General features: G+C 72.0%; 12 protein-coding genes and 2 pseudogenes. 3 read left to right on the top strand and 11 right to left on the bottom strand.

The window, feature by feature from the left end; all coding sequences use genetic code 11:
* The first annotated feature begins 188 nt into the window (after positions 1-188).
* Complete coding sequence (locus A0130_01895; GenBank protein ANF30590.1) at positions 189-1,304, top strand: alanine dehydrogenase; 1,116 nt, start codon at positions 189-191, stop codon at positions 1,302-1,304.
* A 15-nt stretch (positions 1,305-1,319) separates the two neighbouring features.
* On the opposite strand, the gene A0130_01890 is transcribed toward A0130_01895, so the two are convergent.
* From A0130_01890 to A0130_01845, 10 genes and pseudogenes are all read right to left on the bottom strand, one after another.
* Positions 1,320-1,928, bottom strand: coding sequence for a hypothetical protein (locus A0130_01890; GenBank protein ID ANF30589.1), 609 nt, complete (start codon positions 1,926-1,928; stop codon positions 1,320-1,322).
* Positions 1,925-4,232, bottom strand: a pseudogene (locus tag A0130_01885) (hypothetical protein). The gene A0130_01890 and the pseudogene A0130_01885 overlap by 4 nt, the downstream one beginning before the upstream one ends.
* On the bottom strand, positions 4,232-5,572 hold the full coding sequence (locus A0130_01880; protein ANF30588.1) for a hypothetical protein: 1,341 nt from the start codon (positions 5,570-5,572) through the stop codon (positions 4,232-4,234). Before A0130_01880 ends, A0130_01885 begins: the two are co-directional and overlap by 1 nt.
* Positions 5,569-6,540: an ATPase gene (locus A0130_01875; GenBank protein ANF30587.1), complete on the bottom strand. Its 972-nt coding sequence runs from the start codon at positions 6,538-6,540 to the stop codon at positions 5,569-5,571. Before A0130_01875 ends, A0130_01880 begins: the two co-directional genes overlap by 4 nt.
* A gap of 97 nt (positions 6,541-6,637) precedes the next feature.
* Positions 6,638-12,550 (bottom strand): fibronectin-like protein, encoded by a 5,913-nt coding sequence (locus A0130_01870; protein ID ANF30586.1) that lies wholly within the window; start codon positions 12,548-12,550, stop codon positions 6,638-6,640.
* On the bottom strand, positions 12,547-13,977 hold the full coding sequence (locus tag A0130_01865) for a serine/threonine protein kinase (protein ID ANF30585.1): 1,431 nt from the start codon (positions 13,975-13,977) through the stop codon (positions 12,547-12,549). Before A0130_01865 ends, A0130_01870 begins: the two co-directional genes overlap by 4 nt.
* 141 nt (positions 13,978-14,118) lie before the next feature.
* Positions 14,119-14,955 carry a protein phosphatase gene (locus A0130_01860; protein ANF30584.1) on the bottom strand — a complete coding sequence of 279 codons (837 nt, stop codon included), beginning with the start codon at positions 14,953-14,955 and terminating at the stop codon, positions 14,119-14,121.
* Positions 14,952-16,124, bottom strand: a complete 1,173-nt coding sequence (locus A0130_01855; protein ANF30583.1) for a hypothetical protein — start codon at positions 16,122-16,124, stop codon at positions 14,952-14,954. The genes A0130_01860 and A0130_01855 overlap by 4 nt, the downstream gene beginning before the upstream one ends.
* A 58-nt stretch (positions 16,125-16,182) precedes the next feature.
* Positions 16,183-16,923: a hypothetical protein gene (locus A0130_01850; protein ANF30582.1), complete on the bottom strand. Its 741-nt coding sequence runs from the start codon at positions 16,921-16,923 to the stop codon at positions 16,183-16,185.
* Complete coding sequence (locus A0130_01845) at positions 16,916-17,728, bottom strand: GntR family transcriptional regulator (GenBank protein ANF30581.1); 813 nt, start codon at positions 17,726-17,728, stop codon at positions 16,916-16,918. Before A0130_01845 ends, A0130_01850 begins: the two co-directional genes overlap by 8 nt.
* 1,217 nt (positions 17,729-18,945) lie before the next feature.
* On the opposite strand from A0130_01845, the gene A0130_01840 reads away from it, so the two are divergent.
* Both A0130_01840 and A0130_01835 read left to right on the top strand, forming a co-directional pair.
* Positions 18,946-20,109, top strand: a complete 1,164-nt coding sequence (locus tag A0130_01840; GenBank protein ID ANF33255.1) for an acyl-CoA dehydrogenase — start codon at positions 18,946-18,948, stop codon at positions 20,107-20,109.
* Complete coding sequence (locus tag A0130_01835) at positions 20,106-21,497, top strand: aldehyde dehydrogenase (protein ANF30580.1); 1,392 nt, start codon at positions 20,106-20,108, stop codon at positions 21,495-21,497. Before A0130_01840 ends, A0130_01835 begins: the two co-directional genes overlap by 4 nt.
* A 128-nt stretch (positions 21,498-21,625) precedes the next feature.
* Here the strand turns inward: A0130_01835 and A0130_01830 are convergent.
* Positions 21,626-23,107, bottom strand: a pseudogene (locus A0130_01830) (amino acid permease).
* Positions 23,108-23,183 lie beyond the last annotated feature (76 nt).

Genomic DNA, 23,183 nt, shown 5'->3' with positions numbered 1-23,183 from the left:
CCGGATCGGGCGCCGACCCTCTAGACTCTGGACGATCCGCTCGCGGAGGGCCCAGCGCTGCGGAAAACGTCTGCGTGTGCCGTGACTTGGCGCGAAATCAGCACGCAGCGCACGAAAAATACGTCGAAATCCTCCGTGAACCTCGCTATGGTGATTGCGAACCCCATGTCGAGTGTCGAAGGAGCCCCATGAAGGTCGCGATCCCCCGCGAGATCAAGAACAACGAGTTCCGGGTGGCGATCACGCCGGCCGGCGTGCACGACCTGGTCGGTGCGGGACACGAGGTGTTCGTCGAGACCGGCGCGGGCGTCGGCTCCTCCATCCCCGACGACCTCTACGAGGGCGCCGGAGCGACCATCCTGCCCGACGCCGCGGCGACCTGGGCGGCCGGCGACCTCATCCTCAAGGTGAAGGAGCCGATCGAGAGCGAGTACGGCTACTTCCGTCCGGGCCTCGTTCTGTTCACCTACCTGCACCTGGCGGCGGACGAGGCGCTCACGCGCGCGCTGATCGCCAGCGAGGTCACGGCCATCGCGTACGAGACGGTGCAGTTGCCGACGCGCGCGCTCCCTCTGCTCGCCCCGATGAGCGAAGTCGCGGGTCGTCTCGCGCCGATCGTGGGCGCGAACACCATGCTGAAGCCGAACGGCGGCCCCGGCCTGCTCGTCCCCGGCGTTCCGGGCACGCATCCGGCCGTCGTCACGGTGCTCGGCGGCGGCGTCGCGGGCACGAACGCGATCTCGGTGGCCGTCGGTCTCGGCGCTGAAGTCACGGTGCTCGACACGAACATCCAGCGCCTCCGCGAGCTCGACGCCCTTTACGCCGGCCGCATCAAGACGATCGCGTCGAACAGCTTCGAGATCGACAAGGCGGTCGTGGCCTCCGACCTCGTCATCGGCTCTGTGCTCGTGCCCGGCGCGAAGGCTCCGAAGCTGGTGACCAACGAGATGGTGTCCCGGATGAAGGCAGGCAGCGTGCTCGTCGACATCGCGGTAGACCAGGGCGGCTGCTTCGAGGACTCGCACCCCACCACCCACGCGGACCCCACCTTCACGGTGCACCACTCCGTGTTCTACTGCGTCGCGAACATGCCCGGCGCGGTCCCCCACACCTCCACCTACGCGCTGACGAACGCGACGCTGCCGTACGCGCGCGCCATCGCGAACCGCGGCTGGCAGGAGGCGCTGCGCGCCGACGCGTCCCTGGCCCTCGGCCTCAACGTGCACGCGGGCCGCGTCACCAACGAGGGCGTCGCCTCCGCCCACGGCATCGAGCCGACCACGGTCGAGTCCGCCCTAGCCTGAGGTGCGGTCAGCGGGTCAGGAGACGTCGAACCACTGGTCGCCGATCTCGACGCGGGTGCCGCGCGTGACGCGGTAGCGGCGGCCGGCCTCGCACTGGCGGGCGACACCGCCGAGAGGATGCGCGACCGTGCCGTTGCCGGAGTAGCGATCGCAGATCCAGAGCTCGTCGCCCTCCAGTCCGAACTCGAGGTGCGTCTTCGAGACGCTGCGCGTCGGATCGGAGAGTACGATCAGCTGGTCGACGTGCTCCCCCGGCTGCGTGATCGGCCGGCGGCCGACGAGCCCGGAACCGGAGACCTCGACCACGTCCCCGGTGGAGAAGCTGAGCGTGTAGCTGCGGTGCACGGCCGGGCGCGCGGGGGGCGCCTCCTCGACCGAGACGATGGTCATCGCCTGCGTCGGAGGGAGGCCGTCCTCATCGAGGTCGACCTCGCCGGGGAAACGGCCGGCGACAGCCGGTGCGGGCGGACGCTCGGCGACGCGGTCGGAGATGATCGACGTGTCGGAGGGTCGCGAGTCGGCCACCTCCGGCGCCCGCAGCCGCGACGAGGTCACCGAGCTGCCGCACATGGGGCAGAACAGCGTCCCCTCGGCCAGTTCGGTCCCGCACACTCGACACTTCATCGGCTCTGTCCCTTTCCGCTTCCCCTCCCACGGTAGCCGAGCGAGCGCAGCGAGACCGCCGCGAGCAGCCGCTTCCAGCGCGTGTCGCGCTTGGCGAGCTGACCGCGGAGGTCGTCGACGGCCTTCCACACCGACTCCGCCTCGGCCGGAGTGGGTGCGACACCGCTGTAGGTGGCCCGGTCGGCGACCATCGCCAGCGCGTTGGCGCGGGAGCCGCCGATGGTGCCGGCGAACTCCACGCGGGTGGCGGAGGGCGGCGGGTCGTAGCCGTGATCGACGGCGGCGTCGGCGAACTCGCGCCAGCCGCCGACGATCCGCTCGCGCGCGGTCGGGGCGCGGCGCCGGAGCGCGCGCCGTCGCCACTTCGCCGCGAGCACGGCGAGGAACGGGGAGGCGATCAGCGCCAGGACCAGCAGCGTCCAGCCGACGACCACCAGGACCGCGAGGAGGGTCTCGAGCACCGGGTTGGGCTTCGGCTGGTTCGACGGGTCGACCTGCGCCTGCGGCGGCTCGTCGTTCTGCTGCGGGTTGTCGTCGACCGGGGGCTGGACGTTGGTCTGCGGACGCGAGATCTGCGTCGGCTGGTCGGGCTGCTTCGGCGGGACCGGACGGAGCGGCGGGGTCGGGTCGACGGTCACCCAGCCGGTCGTCGTCTGCACCTCGATCCACGCCGAGATGTCGGAGCCGGTGAACGTGACCGCGTCGCCCGTCGTGTCCTTAGGCGCGACGAACCCGACGACGACGCGGGCCGGGAATCCCAGCTGCCGGGCCATGAGCGCCGCGGTGACCGCGTACTGCTCCTGGTCGCCGAGCATCGGCACGTCGGTGAGCAGCTCGGTGATGCGGTCAGCGCCGTGACCGGACCGGCTCGCCGGCTCGTCCGCGCCCACACCGTGGCTGATGTAGCCGTCCTGCGCGAGGCCCTGCAGCGCCGCCGCGAGCTTCGCACCGGCGCCGCTGACGCCGGCGGTGTACTTCTGGAGCGCGGACTGCAGCTCGTCGGGATGACGGTCGGGCGCGGGACCGAGTCCGTGCCGGGCTGCACCTTCTTCAGCTGCGTCGCGGTCAGCATCGGCTTGACCACCGACTGCTCGGTGTAGGTGTCGCCGTTGCGCAGCGCGGTGGTGACCGCGCCCGTCCCGGTCACGTCGTTGTAGAAGAACGCGCCGGCGAGGTTCGAAGCCCGGGGCCCGGCGAACTGCACCTGTTCGAGCTGGCCGCTGCCGGGCAGCCACGGACCGCGGTAGTCCCCCACCACGACTGTGGTGGTGGTTCGCTTGCCCAGGGTCGCACCCTGGTCGAGGCGATACGGGACGCGGGTGAAGGATCCGGACGCGCTGGACGTCTCCGCGCTGCCGACCGAGTAGGTCACCCCGTCGTAGGTGTCGAGCGTGGCGATCCGCAGCCGCCCGTCGGACGGCAGGCCGTCGACCGTGAGCATCCGCTCGTCCGCCTTGGCCGGCTCCAGGTAGGAGCGGAACCCGCTCAGCGGGCTCGGATACTGGCGCGGGTCGAACGGCTGCTCGACAGCCGTGCGCACGACCTGCCGGTCGCCCGGCGGCGGAAGCAGCGCGGCGGCCGCGATGCCTCCCGCGGCCGCGGCGACGACCATGACCGTCGCCCCCGCCGTGGTGAGCACGGCGGTCGAGACCCTCTCGCTCCGGCTCTCGACGAGCTGACCGCTCTGCTCGCGCAGCGTGCGCACCGCGGCCGAGCGGCGCACCAGGCGGAACCGGATCAGCCAGGCCAGGATCACGACGAACATCGCGAGCAGCAGCAGCACCGGGACGGACGCGACCGACGATCCCAGCAGGATGCCCGCCACGACCAGCAGCACCGGCGGGATGGCGGCGAGCTCGGGCCGGGACGACCGCAGCGCGATGGTCACCGTGAGGACCGTCGCCAGCAGCGTCAGCAGGAACGCGGGGACGAGCAGCGCCTGATAGGAGCCGACCGGCACGCTGATGGTCACCAGCTGCTTCCAGCTCAGCCAGGTGCCCTGCACCAGGTCGACGAAACCCTCCGGGCTCGGCAGCAGTCCCCCGGCGGTCGCCTCGGACGGCACGGCGAGCTGCACGCCCGCGCCGAGGTACACGACCCCGACGAGGCCGACGACGGCGATGCTGGGCAGGCGCCACGCCCATCCCGCGACCGCGATCGCGGTGCCGAGCAGGAGGGTCGCCACGAGCATCACGACGAACGCGGTCGACTGGTACACCGGCCAGAAGGACCAGGCGCCCAGCGCGACCGTGGCCACGGCGAAGAGCACGTCCACGAGCGCCCGGGGGAACGACGCGCGGGCATCAGGTGGCCAGCCGTTTCGCGAGGCTGCGCTGAAGGTCCTCCAGGTAGCCGATGGTGAGGACGCTGAGGTCGGCTACGCGCCGGAGCGATGGCACCGCGCCCTCGTTGCAGACGATCGCGACCACATCCACTCCCAGCGGGAAGTGGGCGGCGGCCGCCCGCAGCTGCGCGGCGCTGGGCGTCGACCCGCAGATGAGGAACGCGATCGAGATCCCGGCCGCGTCGTCCGACGCGACCTGCGCGAGCTCGGGCAGCCGCAACGCCGAGTCCGACGTCTCGACGCCAGCGAGATCGTCGAGCAGCCGGCCTCGGTTGACCGTGCTCAGCCGGCGGACGGTGAACAGCATCCGCTTGGCGAAGTCGGGTGTCGCGGCGGAGGCGACCACCGACACCGTGCGCGAGTCGAGCATCGCCCGCACCCCGAGCGATCCGGTCGCGCTGACGGCGAGCTCGAACTCCTCGTCGGTCGCGTAGTCCGCCGCCGAGAGGCTCAGCGCCACCAGGAGGTGGCTGCGCCGGGTCTCCTCGAACTGGCGGACCATGTAGCTGCCCGTCTTGGCCGTGGACTTCCAGTGGATGTAGCGCCGCTCGTCCCCGGGAACGTACTCGCGCAGCGCGTGGAACGCGATGTCGCTCGCGGTGAGGTCGCGGGTCGGCGACCCCTCGAGGTCGCGGACGAAGCCGGTGCTCATGCTCGGGATGGCGATGGTCCGGGGATGCACGAACAGGTCGAGGGAGTCGGCCCAGACCACTTCGCGCCGCAGCAGCCCGATCGGGTCGGCGCGGACCGTGCGCACAGGCCCGATCGGCACGATCCCGCGCCGACTGGTCGGCACCACGAAGACGTCCGAGTGCTCCTCCGCCGGTGCGAGCGACGGCGCCGCGAACTCGGCGAGACCGTGGCCGACCGGCACCTCGACGCGCACGCCGGGGAGCCTCCGCCGCAGCGGGTTGCGGACCGACACCTCGCCGGGTGCGCGGTCGCCGACCACCACGCGATTCGCCGGCAAGGAGAGCCCGACCTCGTACGCCGTGCGCCCGATCAGGTAGCCGGAGGCGACGACGAGCAGCACCACGGCGGTCCACCCGGCGACGACGGCCTCCACCCAGCCCCAGACGTAGCCCGCGGTGAGGGCGAGCACGGCGAGCACGAGCATCGACCAGCCGAGCGCCGTCACCACGGAGCCGACGCGGCGCGCCAGCGTCGCGACCGCGCGGCCGGCGGTGGCGGAGCTGCGCACGACCCACACGATCGCGTCCGCGAGGAAGCCCTCGCGCTCGCCGACGATCCGGGCGCGCGCGTTGGTCAGCTCGGTCTGCGAACGGGTGACGGTGGTCACACGGCGGCCCGATCGCTCGGGGGCGGCGTCTCGATGAGGAGCTGGCCGACAATGCTCGACGCGCTGACGCCTTCGAACTCCGCCTCGGGGTCGAGCACGAGGCGGTGAGCGAGCACCGGCTCGGCGAGGGCCTTCACGTCGTCCGGCGTCACGTAGTAGCGGCCGGAGGCGGCAGCGAGCGTCTTGGACGCGCGCAGCAGCGCCAGCGCGCCGCGCACGCTCACGCCCAGGCGGATCTCGTCGGCGGTGCGGCTGGCCTCGACCAGCCGTGACACGTAGTCGTTGATGGTGGGGTCGACGTGGACGCCTCGCGCGATCGTGGCCATCTCGACGACGGTCGATGCGGAGATGATCTCCGGCACGACGACCTCGTGCGCCTTGCGCTCGCTCCCCTCGAGGATGCGGAGCGTCGCCTCGTGATCCGGGTAGCCGATCGACGCCTTCATCAGGAACCGGTCGAGCTGGGCCTCCGGGAGCCGGTAGGTGCCCGCCTGCTCGATGGGGTTCTGGGTGGCGATGACCATGAACGGCGCGCCGACCGAGTGCCGCACGCCGTCGACCGTGACCTGCTGCTCCTCCATCACCTCCAGGAGGGCGGACTGCGTCTTCGGGCTCGCGCGGTTGATCTCGTCAGCCAGCACGATGTTCGCGAAGACCGGGCCGCGGTGGAACTCGAAGGCGCCCGACCGCTGGTCGTAGATGTTGACGCCGGTGATGTCGCCGGGCAGCAGGTCGGGGGTGAACTGGACGCGGTTGGTCGTGCCGCGGACGCTCTCGGCGATCGCCCGCGCCAGGGACGTCTTGCCGGTGCCCGGGTAGTCCTCGAGCAGCAGGTGCCCCTCGCTGAACAGCGCGGTCAGGGCGAGCCGGATCACGTGGGACTTGCCGAGCAGGACCTTGTCGATGTTCCCGACGAGGCGCTCGAACACTCCGGAGAACCAGCCGGCCTGCTCGGGGGTCATCGTCATGCTCCGGCCTCTTTCGGTTCGGGGCGCGGCGCGAGGGGCCGCGGAGAAGGGGGTGTGCGCCGCGCGGTGCGGCTCAAGACAGTATGCCGTCCGCGGATCATTGCAGCTCCGATCCGGGATAGTTGTACGAGTACGTGTCGCCGCCGACCACGACCCGCACGGTCAACGTCGGGGACGGGTCGTTCGCGGGCGCGGTGCACGACGCGGTCTGGCCGGCCGCGGGCATCGGCAGCTGCGTGGTCCCGTCGCAGCTGTAGGTGACGGCGTCGTACGCGCCCGTTGGCCAGCTGGTCCAGGTGAAGACGTGGCTCGCGGGGTCGTAACGGTCTCCGCCGATGGCCAGGCTCACGGCGACCCCGAGGTCCTGCCGCGCGTCCTGCGGGGTGCAGAGGGAGGAGCCGTCCGGATAGCCCTCGCAGACCTGGGTGATCCGCACGGTCAGCGGCACGCCGTAGTGGTCGGCGCCGGAACCGGTCAGCACTCCGGTCGTGCCCGCGAGCGTGCCCGTGTCGACCACCGCGCCGCCGCTGAGCAGCTGGTAATCGAAGCGGGGGTTGGAGCCGCCGCCCGCGCGGTAGGAGACGCTCACGGTGAAGTCCGCGGTCTTGGCGTTCTGCTGGCGCTGTCCCACCGTGATGGCGGTGACGTCTCCCGGCGACTGGCGAGGCGTGGCGCTCACGATCGCGGCGGGCGTGCAGCCCTGGCCGTTGTAGGCGTAGACGATGAAGTTGTAGGTCTGGTTGGGGCTCAAGCCGGTGAAGACCGTGCTTCCGCCCTGCACCGGCCGCAGGCCGCTCGTCGACAGGGACGACTGCCCCGACTCGACACCGCTGACCTGGCAGGAGGTCGGGTTGCCGCCCTGGAAGGCCGCCGCGTAGTAGGAGCTGATCGCCTTGCCGTTGTCGCCGAAGACTCCGGACCAGCTGAGCGTCGCGCTCGTTCCGTCCTGCGTGTCCGGCGTGGCGACCGGGGCGACGCCGGTGGTGGTGGGCGCACCGGCGGGCACGCCGCTCCCCTGCGTCTGGTTCCACGTCGTCCGGCCCTGGTAGAACTCGTTGCGCGACGACACCGAGAAGGCGATCGCGGCCCCGTTGGCGATGCCCGGGTCGGTCAGGTTAAGCGCGTACCCGGTGCCGACCGGGTCGGAGCCCGAGACCTGGAGGGCGTTCGTCACGCCGCCGATCGACACCACGTACGACGTGATCGGGCTCGCGCCCGGTGCATCGGCCGGCTTGCTCCAGGAGATGCGGAGGCCGTGATCGAGCGGCGTCGACGACACGGCGGACGGCGCATTCGGGATCACGTCCGACCACACCGGCTCGGCGTACGAGGTCGGGTCGGAGAGGCCGAGGGCGTTCTGCGCGCGCACCGTCAGCGTCACGGCGTTCGCCGGGCCGTTGCCGGGCGTTGTGATCGCGCAGGTGGTGGTCGCACAAGCGGTGGTGGAGAGCACCTGCCCGCTGGCGGCGCTCGCCATGGTCACCTGGAAGCCGGTGATCGGCGAGTTGTTGAAGGCGCCGGGGATCCAGCTGAGGGTCAGACTGCGGTCGGCGATCGTGCCGATCTGCACGTTGGAGACGGGAGCCGGCCGGTCCTGCACCGAGACGGTCACCGTCCCCCACGTGTAGCGGTCCGCGTCGCCGGTGGCATCCGCGACCTCGTACTGCAGCGTGGTGTCGGCCGGCGCCGCCGTTGCGGAGACGGAGATCTGCAGCCGGGAGTTGTCGGCGCTCGGCGTGATGCTGAGCCCGTCGGGCAGCCCGCTGCCCAGGCCGCGCACCGCGATCACCTGCAGCGGCTTCCCCGGGAAGGGATTGGTCGCCCCGTCGTTCGCGAGCACGTCGACCGTCGTCGTCTGACCGCGCGGCGCGATCACGCGGTCCGGTTGCGGGCTCGCCAGCGGACGGGTCGACGGCACAACCTGGATGTCGATCCGCCCCGCCTGGCCGGCGTTCACCGCATCTTTCACCCCGATGGACAGGGAGGGCGTGGAGCCCTTCGGCGTGCCGGTGGCGACGGTCACCGTCAGCTTCTGACCGTCGATGGAGGCGCTGACGCTGTTCGGCCGCGGGTTCTGGATGGAGTACACCAGCTCGCCCTGGTCCTTGGCGTACGGGTAGCTCGTCACCTTGGTCAGGTCGATGGTCTTCGTCTGCCCCGGCTCGAAGTCGATGAGGGCGCCGGTGAACACCGGTGGCTGGTTCTCGCGCGGCGTGACCTCGATCGGAAGGACGATCGTGGCGACGTTGCCGCCGGGATCCGTAGCGCTCGACCCGTCCGTGACCTGGAACGAGATGGAGGCCGGACCGAAGTAGCGCGGCGACGACGTGAACTGGAGGGTGTCGTTGCCGACCACCAGGTCGTCGCCGTTGGCGTGGGTCGCCCGCACGGTAGCGGCATCGGTGAGCCGCACCTTCCGGTTGCCGACCGCGACGATGTAGTCGTTGAGGTGGATTGTCAGCGTCTTCTCGCTCACCACCGTCAGCTTCGGCGCTCCGCGCTTCACCTGGGGCAGCGCGTCGTCGTAGCCGGGGACGTGCACGAAGCCGTAGGCGACCACCGACTCGTCCTCGGGGTTGGCGACCTTGAACGGCACGATCTGGCTCTTGGCGCCGATCGCGATCCGCAGCCGCTTGGACGCCGTCACCTGCGCGTCGGCGCCGTACCCGGACACGAGCGAGAGCTTGAGGCTGGACACCGGGCCGTCGGCGAAGAACACGTTGGCCAGCACGTTCACGTCGACCCGGTCCTTGCCGAGGATGTCGGAGAGACCGAGGGTGGTATCGGAGACCACGGGTCGTGCGGGCGGCGCCTTCTCGTCGACGGTCAGCCGCAGGAAAGCCTGGCTCGTCCCCCCGCGCTCGTTCTGGATCGTGTACAGGAAGCCGTAGGCGCCCTGGGTCTTCGGCGCGGTCACGGTGACGACGTCGCCGCTGATCTTCGCCTTGGCCTTGCCATCGAGCGACGTGACCGCGGTGACGGTCAGCGGGCTGCCGTCGGGGTCGCTGTCGTTGGCCAGCACCTGGACGCTGAGCGTGCGCCCCGGCTTCGCCGTCACGTCGTCCTCGACCGCGATCGGGTTGCGGGCGCCTTCGACCCGGGCCGCGATGCCCACCCGCACGGTTCCGGTCGCCCGCGCGCCGAGCGCATCCACCACCGCGTAGGTGAAGGTGTCGGTGCCCGCGGAGTAGTCGCCGGCCTGGAAGTCCATCCAGTCGGGGCCGGAGGCGATCACGGCGCCCTTCTGCGGGTTGGTCTCCTGTCCGATGAACTGCACCGAGTCGCCGTCCGGGTCGATGCCCGAGAGCGGCACGGTGATGCGGACCGTGTCGCCGGCGAGCACGCGTGCGGTGACGGTCTTGGGCACCGGCGGGTTGTTGGTCGCCGCGTCGCGCTCGCGGACCGCGATGGTGACCTCCGCGGTCGCCCACTGTCCGTCCTCGCCCGAGACGCGGTAGGCGGCCGTGTAATTGCCGGGCTTGGAGGGCGCGAGGTAGCGCAGGTGGTCGCCGCTGACGAACAGCAGGCCGGCGCCGCTCGGCAGCGGCGTCGCCAGCGTCGGGTCGAGCGTGAGCTTGTCGCCGTCGGGCTGGATGTCGTTGGCCAGCACCGGGATGTCGACCACGTCGCGCACGCGCACCGACACCGAGTCCGGCGCGGCGATCGGCGGCTGGTGGACCGTGAGCGGCGGCAGCTGCACCACCGTGACCGTGCCGACGGTGTCGGCCAGGCCGTTGCTCAGCCGGTAGTGGAAGTCGACCGGGCCGGCGAGCGGACGGCTGAGCGTGACCCGCAGCGTGCGCTGCTGCAGCACCTGCACCCGCACCCCGGTGGAGGCCTCCGGGTCGGCGACCCCGGTGACCAGGAGCACGCCGCCGGACGGGTCGATGTCGGTCGAGAGGACGTCGACGTCCTGCGTCGACTGCTCGCGGATGAACGCGGTGTGCGGGACGGCGATCGGCGCGGTCTTCGCCCCGGGCGGCGCCTTGACCTCGACCCGGACGACGCCGGTGGCCGTGATCACCCCGTCGGTCACCGAGTACTCGATGTTGTGCGTGCCCGCCTGGTCCGACTCGAAACGGAACGTGCCGCCCTGGTAGTCCGGCGTGATGGTAGCGTCCGCTTTCGTCGGCACGGTGCTGAGGCGCACGGTGCCGTTGCCTCCGCGCACATGGTCGAGCGGAGAGACCGTCACCTCCTGGCCCTGGTACGCCAGCACGGCGAAGGGGTCGGCGATGATCGGCACCTGCCCGGGCGGGCGCACGGTGACCGCCAGCAGCCCGGCGGACTCGGCCCGCCCGTCGGAGAGCGTCAGCGCGACGTCTTTGACACCGGCGCCGTCGCCGTGGTCGGAGTAGGCGACCTGGCCCTGCGGGGTGAAGGTCACTGCGTCGGGGGCGGCGATGGAGGCGGCGGAGAGATAGAAGGAGTCGCCGTCCGGGTCGTAGCAGTCGCCGAGCACCGGCGCCGAGACACGGCCTCCCGCCTGCACGACGGCCTTGGCGTTCCGCACGCAGACCGGCGGCGTATTCTCCCCCGCCGATCGCACGGCGACGGTGACGTGCGCGGTCGCGGTCCCGCCCCGGCCGTCGGAGATGGTGTAGTCGAACGAGATCGAGCCCGTCGCCGTGTCCGGCAGCGAGATCTGCAGCTGCTGGTCGGCGTTGGTCAGCTCGAGCGTGCCCTGCGACGCCGGAACGCCGGTGAACGAGTCGATCGTCAGCACGTCGCCGTTGGGGTCGTAGTCGTTGAGGAGCACCGGCAGGGGTGTCACGCGCCCGGGCCGGGCGCCGAAGGAGTCGTCGACGGCGACGGGAGGCTGCTCCTGCTTCTCGTACTGCGGCGCGGTGTCCTGCTTGGTCTGGTTGACGAGCTCCTGGGTCGTCTTCTTGGAGACCAGCTCGTCCCAGTTGTCGATGCGCGTGTTGCCGCTCTGCACCGCCCAGGCGACGCCCGACCGGGAGTCGTTGAGGACGACCCGGGTGCCGTTGATCCGGAAGCCGAGGGTCGCGCCGGACGGGACGTCCTTCAGCGTCGAGCGTTCCCCCGCACCGGCGGCGCCACAGGAGCGCCACGTGCTCCCGTCGCTCCAGGCCCCGTACGTGCAGCCGGCCACGGTGACGGGCGCAGCCGCCGACGCGCCGCGCTGGGTGACCGGACGCGTGGGCCGACCGCCGTCGAGCGGCACGCGCACAAGTCCGGAGCCGGACCCGATCCACACGGCCCCTCCGCCGGACGACGGCTGCTGCAGCACCGGCTCGGAGCCCTCGGGCAGGACTGCGCGGAGGTCGACAGCGCGTCCGTCCACCCATAGGGTGCGCTCGTCGGGGTCGAGGAGTGCCCAGTGGCCGCCGACCGAGGTCAGCGAGACGTTCGCACCGTCGCCCTTGGTGGCGACGTCGACGGTCGTCGTGGACGGCTCGGCCGCGTTGAGGTCGGCGCGCACCAGCGTCCGGGTCGACGGCTGGTAGGCGAAGAGCACGCCGGACGGGTCCATGGCGGAGACCGCGCGACCGCCCAGGTCGACGGTGGCGGCCGAACCCGAGTTGAAGGTGTCCAGCTGCTTCACGGTGGTCAGCCACAGCTGTCCCGTGGTCTGCGACAGGAGCGCCACGTGGCCGCCCGCCAGCGAGACCTGCGGCGACCGCGGCGGCAGTGCGACCGACTTGCCCGCCTGGGCGGTGGCCGGGTCGACGACCGCGACGGTGTTGGCCTCCCGGTCGATCAGGAGAACGTCGGTGCCGTCCTGCACCACGTCGAGCGATTCGCCGGTGCCGGCCACGACCGAGTTGAGCTTGTCGATCTCGGTGTTCGCTCGCCCGAGCGACTTCTTGGCGTCGCTGGCGACCCAGACCGCCGCATCGTTCAGCTGGAGGTGCTGGGCGCTGTAGCCGCCCGAGACGACCGCGAGCGTGGTCACGAGGGCCGCCACGGCCGTCCCGCTGACAGCCGTCGCGGCGACCGACTTGTGGGCGGTCAGCCAGGACCAGAACGCGGCGAGCCGGCTCACGTCCCGGCCGTCCTCTCGACGCACTTCTGGCCGCTCGGCGTGCCGGTGCGGCCGTCGCGGTTGACCGTGACGGTGACGCAGACGGTCTGACCGGGCTTGGCGTCCACCCGGAACTCGGTCGCGTGCTGGCTGCTCGGCGGCTGGTCCTGGACGGTCACCTGGTAGGTGTCGCCGTCCTGCAGGCCGGGGTCGCTCCAGCTGAACACGATCGTGCTGCCCGTGACGCGGCCGCTGAGGTCGCGGACCGTCGGGATGTCGCTGCTCGCCCCCGCCCGCACCAGCACGAGCGAGGCCGTGATGCCGAGCACGACCACGAGCGTGGCGCATGCGATCAGGGCGATCACGAGAGCGCGCGGGGTCTTCGACGGCGGCGCCTGCTGAGGCGTCTGCGCGCTGCCCGCGCTCTCGCGCACGACCGTGCGGGTGGGAGCGCGGGTGACCGTCGCGGAGGCGGGAGCCGCGCGGCGGCGCCGGCGACGGGCGCCGGGGTCGACGGCCATGACGCCCTTCACGCGCGTGCGGTCCTCCGGGTCACCCGCGGTGGCGAGCGCCCAGTCGTCCATCGCCACCTCGATCGGCGTCTGCGGGAGACCGAGCTCGGCCTCGACCGCCTGCAGCTCGCGGATGAACTCGAGGGCGCTGCGCTGCCGCTGCGACGGCTTGCGCGACATGGCCTTCATCAATACCTGCTCGAGCCGCGGCGGCACGTCGGCACGGCCGATCGGCAGCGGCCGGCTCTTGGTGATGCGCTGGATGAGCTCGGCGGCGGTGTTCTCCTTGCCCGGCACCTCGAAGGGCGAGCGGCCGGCGAGAAGCGAGTACATGGTCGCGCCGAGCGACCAGACCTCGCTGGCGATCGTGCCGCTGGTCTCATCCAGCAGCACCTCGGGCGCCGACCAGGGGATGGACAGGCCGATCGCCTCGGTCACATCCGCTTCGCTCAGCGTGGCGGCGATACCGAAGTCGCTCAGCACGGGGTGGCCGTACGCGGTGCTCAGGATGTTGGACGGCTTGATGTCGCGGTGCAGCACGCCCGCGCGGTGCGCCGTCTCGACCGCGCTCGCGATGCGCACGCCGATGCTCAGCACCCCGGGGACCGGGAGCGGCTCTGCACGGTAGCGCTGACCGATCGCCGCCGAGCACAGCTCCATCACCAGGTAGGGCCGCCCGTCGGAGGAGACGCTGGCCTGGTACACCGTGAGGATCGAGGGATGCGTGCTCAGCTGCGCCATGAGGTTGGCCTCGGCCTGGAACATCTGCTTGACCTGGCTGGTGACCACCTCGGCGAGCATCACCTTGACCGCGACCTGGCGCCGCGGCATGTTCTGCTCGTACAGGAACACGTCGGCAAAGCCGCCCGAACCGAGCACCCGGACGTACGAGAAGCCGGGGAGGTTGGGCGGCTGGGACGGCAAACGCCGGGCCATCGGATCCCTCCCGTTCGTCGGCGAAAACGCAGCGCGCAGAGTGCGAAAAGCGTCTGACAATTGTAGGCAGCGGCCCCTGAGCCTGGCCTGGCCGGGACCCGTACTGGGGATAACTCGATGACCCCCAACTCGGGGGACAACTCAGTGCCGGCGGGCTGCCCGACGGGACTCGCCGTCGCGGTGGGAGCCGGACTCGGGCGTCGCCAGCACGTCGACCACCACGACCGTGACGTTGTCGCGTCCCCCGTTGCCGAGGGCCGCGTCCATCAGCTGCTGGGCGGCGTCGAGCGGCGACGACCCCTCGCCCAGGAAGTAGCGGATGCCGTGCTCGGTGAGCTCCTTGGTGAGCCCGTCCGAGCACACCAGCAGACGGGAGCCGGCGACGATCGGGAGCAGGAAGTAGTCCGGGACCGGGTCCTCGTTGAACCCGACCGCGCGGGTGATGACGTTGCTGTGCGGATGCACTTCGGCCTCCGCCGGGGTGATCGCGCCCGCGTCCAGCAGCTCCTGGACGATCGAGTGGTCGACCGTCAACTGCTCGAGCGTGCCGTCGCGGTAGCTGTAGACGCGGGAGTCGCCGATGTTGAACACCAGCCAGTACGGCGAGCCGTCGACCAGCGTCAGTGCGATACCGGTCACCGTCGTGCCCGTGCCGAGATCGGTCTGACCGACGCCGCGGCTCATGTCGTCGACCGCGGAGCGCAGGGCCTCGGTCAGCGCGACCTCGCCCACGAAGTCCGCTTTCACCTTCTCGGCGAGTCGCGTGACCACCGCGGTGCTGGCGAAGTCGCCGGCGGTGTGGCCGCCCATCCCGTCCGCGACGGCGAAGATCGGCGCGCGAGCGAGGAGGCTGTCCTCGTTCACGCTCCGCCGGTAGCCCGTGTCGCTGAGCGCCGCCCAGGAGAGGCTGATGCGCGCGTCGGGATCGCCGGGCACGGCCACGGTGTGGCGTCTGCTGCTGCGACCGATCTGGGTCACTCGCGTCCTTCTGCTCGGCGGGCGGTGATCTCGATGATATTACCGTCGCCGATCTCGACCATCGCGCCCGCGAGCACCACGACGGACTCCCCCGGCCGCAGGCGCCGGCTGCCGGCCGGGCCCGTGACCACCGTGCCGTTCGTCGAGCGCAGGTCGGTGACGACCACGGCGTCCCCCGCCTGCTCGATCCGCGCGTGGGTCGACGAGACCTCCTGCGTGGGCGATGCGACGGTCACGAGCCGCGGCGCGAGGCCCGACTCGACCCGTTGCGAGGTCGGACGGCGACCGACGAGGAGGGGCGCGTCCAGGGCGAGCGTGTCCCCCGACGGCAGGCGTGCGGCGAAGGCGGCGGGAGGCGGCGGGAGGACGACCGGTTCGGTCGCCGGGAACGCGTCGGCGGCGGGCTGGGTCAGCGGACCGGCGGCCAGGACCGGCGTGTCGCGCGACGGGACCGGCTCGTCGATGTCGACGGCGCCGGGCAGTTCGTTCGCTGCCGGGTGCGCCGCGGGCGGCATCTCCTCCGGGTCGGCGACGGGCTCCGCGCCGTGATCGAACAGGCTGGAGCTGCGTCCGCGATCGCGGATGATCGTCTCCTCGGCAGCCGGACCCGCCGGCGCCTCGCTCGATGCGGCGGCCGGCTCGGGAGCCACGGGGGCGCTCCGCTCGGCGCGCTCGATGGGCTGCAGCGACCAGGTCAGCAGCTCCCCGTCGACGACGCCGATCCCGAGCGGCAGCGACCCGATCGAGAGCCGGGCGACCGGGCCGGTCTGCGCGTCGTCGCCCTGCAGCACGAGGCCCGTGACCGTCCGGAACTCGGCGAGCACCCAGGGCTGGACGCCTCCCGCGGAGAACCGGCGCGATCCCCCGACCGAGAACACGTCGATCGCCGCGGAGCCGCGGACCACCGCGGTCACGGTCACTTCGCCCGCCGCGTTCGGCTCCGCGAGTTCGGCGACCGCGAACGACCGGACGCTGTCCGCACCGGCGAGAGGAAAAGCGCCGACCACGGACTCGATCGTCGCGAGCTCCGAGTCGGCGAGCCAGAACACCTGGTCGACGATCGCGTCCGAGACCGTGCTCTCGACCGCGGCGACGAAGCGCCGGCCGGCCACGAGGAGCCAGCGCGACGGACCGGCGTTCGGCGCGTACCGGATGAAGCCGCTCGTCATCGTCGGCTCCTTCTGATCGCGCCGGGGCAGGGGGTCGATGCGAGTGTACCCGGCCGCGTCAGCCGCGCGAGCGCGTCGGCCGCACCACGGCGAACGGCGTCCCGGCGCACCGGACCGCGTCGTCGGGCACATCGTCCACCGAGCCCGCCACGATGGCCGGATCGCCCGAGAGGAGCACCCGACCGGAGGCGTTCACGAGGGCGAGCGGTTCGCCCGTCGCCAGCAGCACCGGCAGCAGCTCCCGCTCCAGGCGCTTCACGTAGACGTCCACGCCGACCACGCCGAGCACGGCGCCGCTCCGCTCGACGGGCGACGTCACCGTCACGATGTAGTCGCACGCGCACAGGTGGTCGACGTAGGGGCCGGTGATGTGGGTCCGGTGCGTCGACGAGGGGACGCGGTACCACTCCAGCGACGGGAAGTCGCGGAGATACTCGGCGTAGGCCCGAGAGGCAAGGTCCAGTCGCGAGGGTCCGGCGGTGGCGCCGAACACCGGGTTGTCGTCCAGCGCCCCCAGCCACCAGGCGAAATGGAGGTCGCCGGTGCGGGTGGTCTCCGGCGCGGCGATGAAGCCGGCGCCGATCAGGAGCGGGTCGTCCGCCTCCAGCTCCGGGAGCACCAGCCCGGCGACGCGCTCGTCGAGTGCGCCGGGATCGGTCGCACCGTCCTCGGCGACGACCTCGAGGATGGACGTCCGCCACGCGGCGATGAGGTCCTGGATGCCTCGGAAGAGCTCCGACACCCGGTCGGCCAGCGCCTCGGCATCGGCCGATGAATTTAGGGTCGCCTGCTCAGCCATCGATCGACCCGCCCACCTCGACCCGGGCCTTGGCCTGGAGCAGCCAGCGGGAGACCGCGTCGATCAGCCGGCTCACCTCGGCGCGGGCCGTCGCGCCGTCCCGGGCGGCCACCGCGTCGGCGATCCGGGAGGCGCTCGCCGCCGCTCCCGCCCGCAGCGCCTCGTCGCGCATCCCGAGCCACAGCAGCGGCCCGAATTCGGCCTGCAGCCGGAGCTGCTCCCGCACCAGTCGGGTGGACTGGCTGAGCACGGCCAGCTCCAGCAGGAAGCCGCCGGCGTTGCGTCGCGCCTCCGCGGCCGCCGAGAAGTCGGCCGCGTCGAGCCAGCGGCGCAAGCGGTCGTCGTCCTCGGGGGTGGAGCGCTCGGCGGCCCGGTCGGCGCAGCCGGCGGCGATGGTGGTCACGTACACGGCGAGGTCGCTCAGCTCGACCTGCGAGAGGCCGCGCAGCCGGGTGGTGAGCAGCGCGTCGTCCGGATCTCCCGGATGTACGACGAAGCTTCCGCCGTCTCGGCCGCGGCGCGTCTCGACGAGGCCCGCCTGTCGCAGCATCCCGAGCCCCTCGCGCGTGGTCACGAGCGCGACGCCGAAGCGGCGGGCGAGCTCGGCCTCGCTCGGCAGCCGCTCCCCCGGCGCCAACACCCCGAGCACGATGGCGTCGGCGAGCCGCCGGGCCACCTGCTCGGCGCGGCCCGCGTCGGCGAGCTGGGCGAACACCGCGTCGCGCGCGCCGGGCGCGGCCCGGGTCGTGCGCGGGACGGAGGCTGGGGACGCGGTCACGCCTCCACGATATCCCGATCGAATCATTCGCTATAGGATGAATTCGCGTGAGCGAAGGAGCGACCATGGCGGACTTCCCCCCGGCGGGCACCCCGGGCGTGCTGAGCGGCATCCGCGTCGCCGACTTCTCGCGCGTGCTGGCCGGTCCGTACGCCACGATGATGCTCGCCGACTTCGGCGCCGACGTGGTCAAGATCGAGCCGCCCCATGGCGACGACACACGCACCTGGCGGCCGCCCGTGGATGAGGCGGGCGAGTCGACCTACTTCGGCGCCGTCAACCGCAACAAGCGATCGGTCGTCTGCGATCTCGGGTCCGCCGAGGGGCTGGCCGCCGCGAAGCGCCTGGCCGAGACGGCGGACGTCGTTGTCGAGAACTTCCGCCCCGGCGTGATGGAGCGCTTCGGCCTCGACGAGCAGAGCCTTCGAGCCGCGAACCCGCGCCTGGTGTACTGCTCGATCACCGGCTTCGGACGCGACGCCGGCGCGGCGCTCCCCGGCTACGACCTCCTCGTGCAGGCGGTCGGCGGCCTGATGAGCATCACCGGCGCCCCCGACGGCGAGCCGAGCAAGGTCGGCGTCGCCCTGGTCGACGTGCTCACCGGCCTCAACGCGTTCTCCGGCATCCTGCTCGCCCTGCGGCAGCGGGAGGCGACCGGCCGCGGCTCCCGTGTGGATGTCGACCTCCTCGGCTCGCTGCTCGCCGCCCTGACCAACCAGGCCTCCGGGACCCTCGCGACCGGCCGCTCCCCGCGCGGCTCGGCAACGCGCATCCCTCGATCGCCCCTTACGAGCTGTTCGCCGCCGCCGACCGCGAGCTGGTCGTCGCGGTCGGCAACGACCGGCAGTTCGCCGCGTTCGCCTCCGTGCTCGGCCGGCCCGAGTTGGCACAGGATGCGCGCTTCGCGACCAATGAGAGCCGGGTCGCGCACCGCGACGCCCTCCGTGACGCGCTCGCGCCGCTTCTCGCCGCCCGCGCGGCCGCCGACTGGGTCGCCGCCTTCACCACCGCGCGTGTGCCCGCCGGTCTCGTCAACGGCGTCGCGGAGGCGTTCGCCTTCGCCGAGTCGTTGGGCCTCCCCGCAGTGGTCGAGACGACCGACCCCGCCACCGGCCGCCGCTCCCGGCAGCCGGCCACGCCCATCCACCTGGACACGGCTCCCGCCGTGCACCGCACCCCGCCCCCGCTGCTCGGCGCGCACGACGCCCGCTGGGCCGACGAGGACTGACCGAGAGGACCCGACCGTGACGACGACGCTCGACGAGGCGTTCAGCATCGACCACCTGCTCACCGACGAGGAGCGCGGCTGGCGCGACAAGGCGCGCGCGTTCGCGACCGAGCGCATCCGTCCGGTGATCGAGCAGGACTTCGAGGACAAGCACTTCCGCCGCGAGCTGGTGCCGGAGCTCGGCGCGCTCGGCGTGCTCGGCATGCACCTGAAGGACGAGGGATGCGCGGGCGCCGGTGCGGTCGCCTACGGCCTGGTCTGCCACGAGCTGGAGGCGGCGGACAGCGGATGGCGCACCTTCGTCTCGGTGCAGGGGTCGCTGGCGATGAGCGCGATCTCGAAGTTCGGCTCCGACGAGCAGAAGTCCGAGTGGCTGCCGCCGATGGCGCGCGGCGAGCGGATCGGCTGCTTCGCCCTCACCGAGCCGGACGGCGGCAGCGACCCCGCCGCGATGCGCACCCGAGCGCGGCGCGACGGCGACGACTGGGTGATCAGCGGGACCAAGCGCTGGATCGGGCTGGCCGCCATAGCCGACGTCGCCGTCGTCTGGGCAGCCACCGACGATGGCGTGCGCGGTTTCCTCGTCCCGACGACCACCCGCGGCTTCACGGCGACGGCCATCGACGGCAAGCTCTCCATGCGCGCGTCCATCCAGTGCGACATCGTCCTCGACGAGGTCCGCGTCCCTGCCGATGCGCAGCTGCCGGGAGCCCGCGGGCTGTCCGGTCCCTTCTCCTGCCTGAACGAGGCGCGGTTCGGGATCGTCTGGGGCGCCATGGGCGCCGCGCGGGACTGCCTCGAGGTCTCGATCGAGCGCGCCACCACCCGCGAGGTCTTCGGCCGCCCGATCGGCGCGACCCAGCTCATCCAGGAGAAGCTCGCGAACATGCTGGTCGAGTACGAGAAGGGGATGCTGCTCGGGCTGCACCTCGGCCGCCTCAAGGAGGCCGGCCGTCTCACGCCGACGCAGATCAGCGTGGGCAAGCTGAACAGCGTGCGCGAGGCGCTGGCCATCGCCCGCGAGGCGCGCACCATCCTCGGCGGCGACGGCATCACCAGCGCCTTCCCGGTGATGCGGCACATGGCCAACCTGGAATCGGTCCGCACCTACGAGGGCACCGACGAGATCCACACGCTCGTCCTCGGCCGCGCGCTGACCGGCCTGGCGGCGTTCGCGTGAGCGCGCCGGAGGTGGAGGCCGCCGTCGCCGCCGCGGCGCGTGCGGCGCGGACTCCGACGACCCGCGAGGAGCGGGCCGGCTGGCTGGAGGCGCTGGCCGACGCGCTGAATGCCGACCGGGACGCGCTGGTCGCCCTCGCGCACGCGGAGACGCACCTCTCGACCACGCGGCTCGACGGCGAGGTCACCCGGACGGCCTCGCAGCTCCGCTTCTTCGCGGGCGTCGTCCGCGAAGGCGGGTACCTGGAGGCGGTGGTCGAGGCGCCCGACGCGACCCTCGTGCCGCCGCGCCCGGATCTGCGCCGGATGCTCCGACCGCTGGGGCCGGTCGCCGTGTACACGGCCTCCAATTTCCCGTTCGCGTTCTCGGTGCTCGGCAACGACACGGCATCGGCGCTCGCCGCCGGATGCCCGGTGGTCGTGAAGGCGCATCCCGGGCATCCCGAGCTCTCCCGGCGCACCGCTGCACTCGCGCAGGCGGTACTGCCCGACGGGTGGTTCGGGTTGGTCGAGGGGATGGAGGCGGGCGTCGAGCTGGTGCAGCATCCTGGAATCCGCGCCGCCGGCTTCACGGGGTCGGTCCGCGGCGGCCGGGCGCTGTTCGACCTCGCGGTCTCGCGTCCCGACCCCGTCCCGTTCTACGGCGAGCTCGGCAGCATCAACCCCGTCGTGATCACCCGCGCGGCCGCGGCCGAGCGTGCGGGGGCGATCGGCGCCGGCCTGGTCGCGTCCTTCACCCGGGACGCCGGACAGTACTGCACCAAGCCGGGCCTGGTCTTCGCGCCGCGCGACCTCGGGATCGAGGACGCCGTGCGCGACGCCCTCGCCGATGCTCCGGCGAGCAGACAGCTCACCCCCGCCATGGCGGACGGCTTCGCGAGCGGCGTTGCGGACCGTGCGGCGCTCGCCGCGGATGTCGTGACCGGCCCGGCCGGAGACGGCGAATCCACCCCGACGGTGCTCGTGGTCGATAGCGCCGCGTTCCAGGCGGACGCGGACGTCTTCCTCGCGGAGTGCTTCGGACCGGTCACGGTGCTGGTCCGCTACGACGACGGCGAGCTCGACGGGATGCTCGACACCCTCGAGCCGTCCCTCACGGCGACGATCCACCGCGGAGCCGACGAGGACGTCTCCGCGCTCGCCGAGCGACTGACCGCTGTCGCCGGCCGCCTCCTCTTCGACGGCTGGCCGACCGGCGTCGCGATCGGCTGGGCGCAGCACCACGGCGGCGCGTGGCCGTCGACCACCGCGAGCGTTCACACGTCGGTCGGCGCCACGGCGACCCGCCGCTGGCTCACCCCGATCGCCTACCAGGACGCCCCCGAAGCGGTCCTCCCCCTCGAGCTCCGCGACGGCAACCCCCTCGGCATCCCCCGCCGCGACTCCTGACACGCGAAGATTCGTGCCGAATGTGCGTTTTGGGCCGGCCATTGCGCACATTCGGCACGAATCAGCGGCTCACACCGGGTGGAGTCGGGAGCAGGCGCGGCGGGCGCAGCCGGCGTCGCGCGACGGGCGCGCAGCAGTTCGGCCACGCGGATCGCGTCGCCCTCGGGCGCGTTCGAGTTGCGGTCGGGGCGCGCGATGAAGAGGTACAGGAGTCCCGCACCCGCGACGATCCCGAGCCCGATCAGCACGATCCAGTCGTTGAACACGTTGCCCGTGTTCGTCGGCCACGCCAGCAGGATCATCGCGAACACCCCGTAGGCCAGCGCCAGGATGTTCACCACGAGCCCCGCGCCGCCCAGGCTGAACGGTCCGGCCGGACGCCAGCCCTTGAGCCGCTGCCGCAGCGACGCGAGCACCACCGACTGGAACGCCACGTAGATCCCCAACACCGCGAACGCGGTCACCTGGGTGATGAGGCCGTCCGGCCCGACGTAGACGATCAGGCTGATGATCACGGGGATGCTGCACGCAACGATGAGCGCGTTGACCGGCACCTTCGTCCGCGGCGACACCTTCGCGAGCCAGCGGTGCGCGGGCACCATCCCGTCGCGCGCGAACGAGAACAGCAGCCGGCTCGCCGCCGCCTGCAGGCTGAGCACGCACGACAGGAACGCGGTCACCGCGACGACCAGGAAGATCTTCGCCCCGACCGTGCCGAGCGCCGACTGCAGGATCTCCGGGATCGGGTCCACATCCTTGCCCGAGACGATCTTCTCGAGGTCGGGGGCTGCGAGCACGTAGCCGCCGAACGCGAACAGGGCCGAGACGCCGCCGACGAGGATCGTCATGATCATCGCCTTCGGGATGCGCCGAGCCGGATTCGCGACCTCCTCGGCCACATCTCCGCACGCCTCGAACCCGTAGAAGAGGAACAGGCCCGCGAGTGCGGCGCCGAGGAACGCGGCGACGTACGACCCGTCGCCCTGCACGCCCATCGAGTCGAAGAACACCGAGAAGGGGTGCTTGCGCTGGAAGATCAACAGGTACAGGCCGACGGCGATGACGCCGATGAGCTCCGCGCCCAGACCGATCCGGGCGACGGTCGCGAGGGTCTTCGTGCCGGTGAAGTTGAGCGCGAGCGCGACCACGAGCAGCAGCACGGTGAGCCCGAGCGTGACCTCCTTGGTCGCCTCCAGCCCGAACAGGCTCGCCAGGAACCCGCTGCCGTAGGAGGCGACGGCCGTGATCGTGACGATCATCGCCCAGACGTAGACCCACGCAGCCATCCAGGCGTACCGCCGGCCCCAGAGCCTCCGGGCCCACGGGTAGATGCCGCCGTGGATGGGGTACTGCGAGACGACCTCGCCGAACACCAGCGAGACCAGCAGCTGGCCGGCGCCGACGATGACGATCCACCAGATCGAGGGCGGGCCGCCGGTCGCCATCGCCACCGCGAACAGCGAGTAGACGCCCACCAGGGGCGACAGGTAGGTGAACCCGAGGGCGAAGTTCGCCCACAGGGTCATCGACCGGTTGAAGGAGTCCTCGTACCCGAGGACGGCGAGGTGTTCGCCGTCCTCGAGGTGCGCGGACGCGGGTTCTTGAGACATCGGATGCCTTCCACTTCTGTGCCACACGACGATGTGTGTGGAGGCAGCGTAGCGGAGACGGCGACCGAATACCTAT

The sequence above is a fragment of the Leifsonia xyli genome, from assembly GCA_001647635.1.
Classification (GTDB): domain Bacteria; phylum Actinomycetota; class Actinomycetes; order Actinomycetales; family Microbacteriaceae; genus Leifsonia; species Leifsonia xyli_A.
Note: the sequence above shows the minus strand (reverse complement) of the source record. Positions and strands in the feature narration are given on the sequence as shown.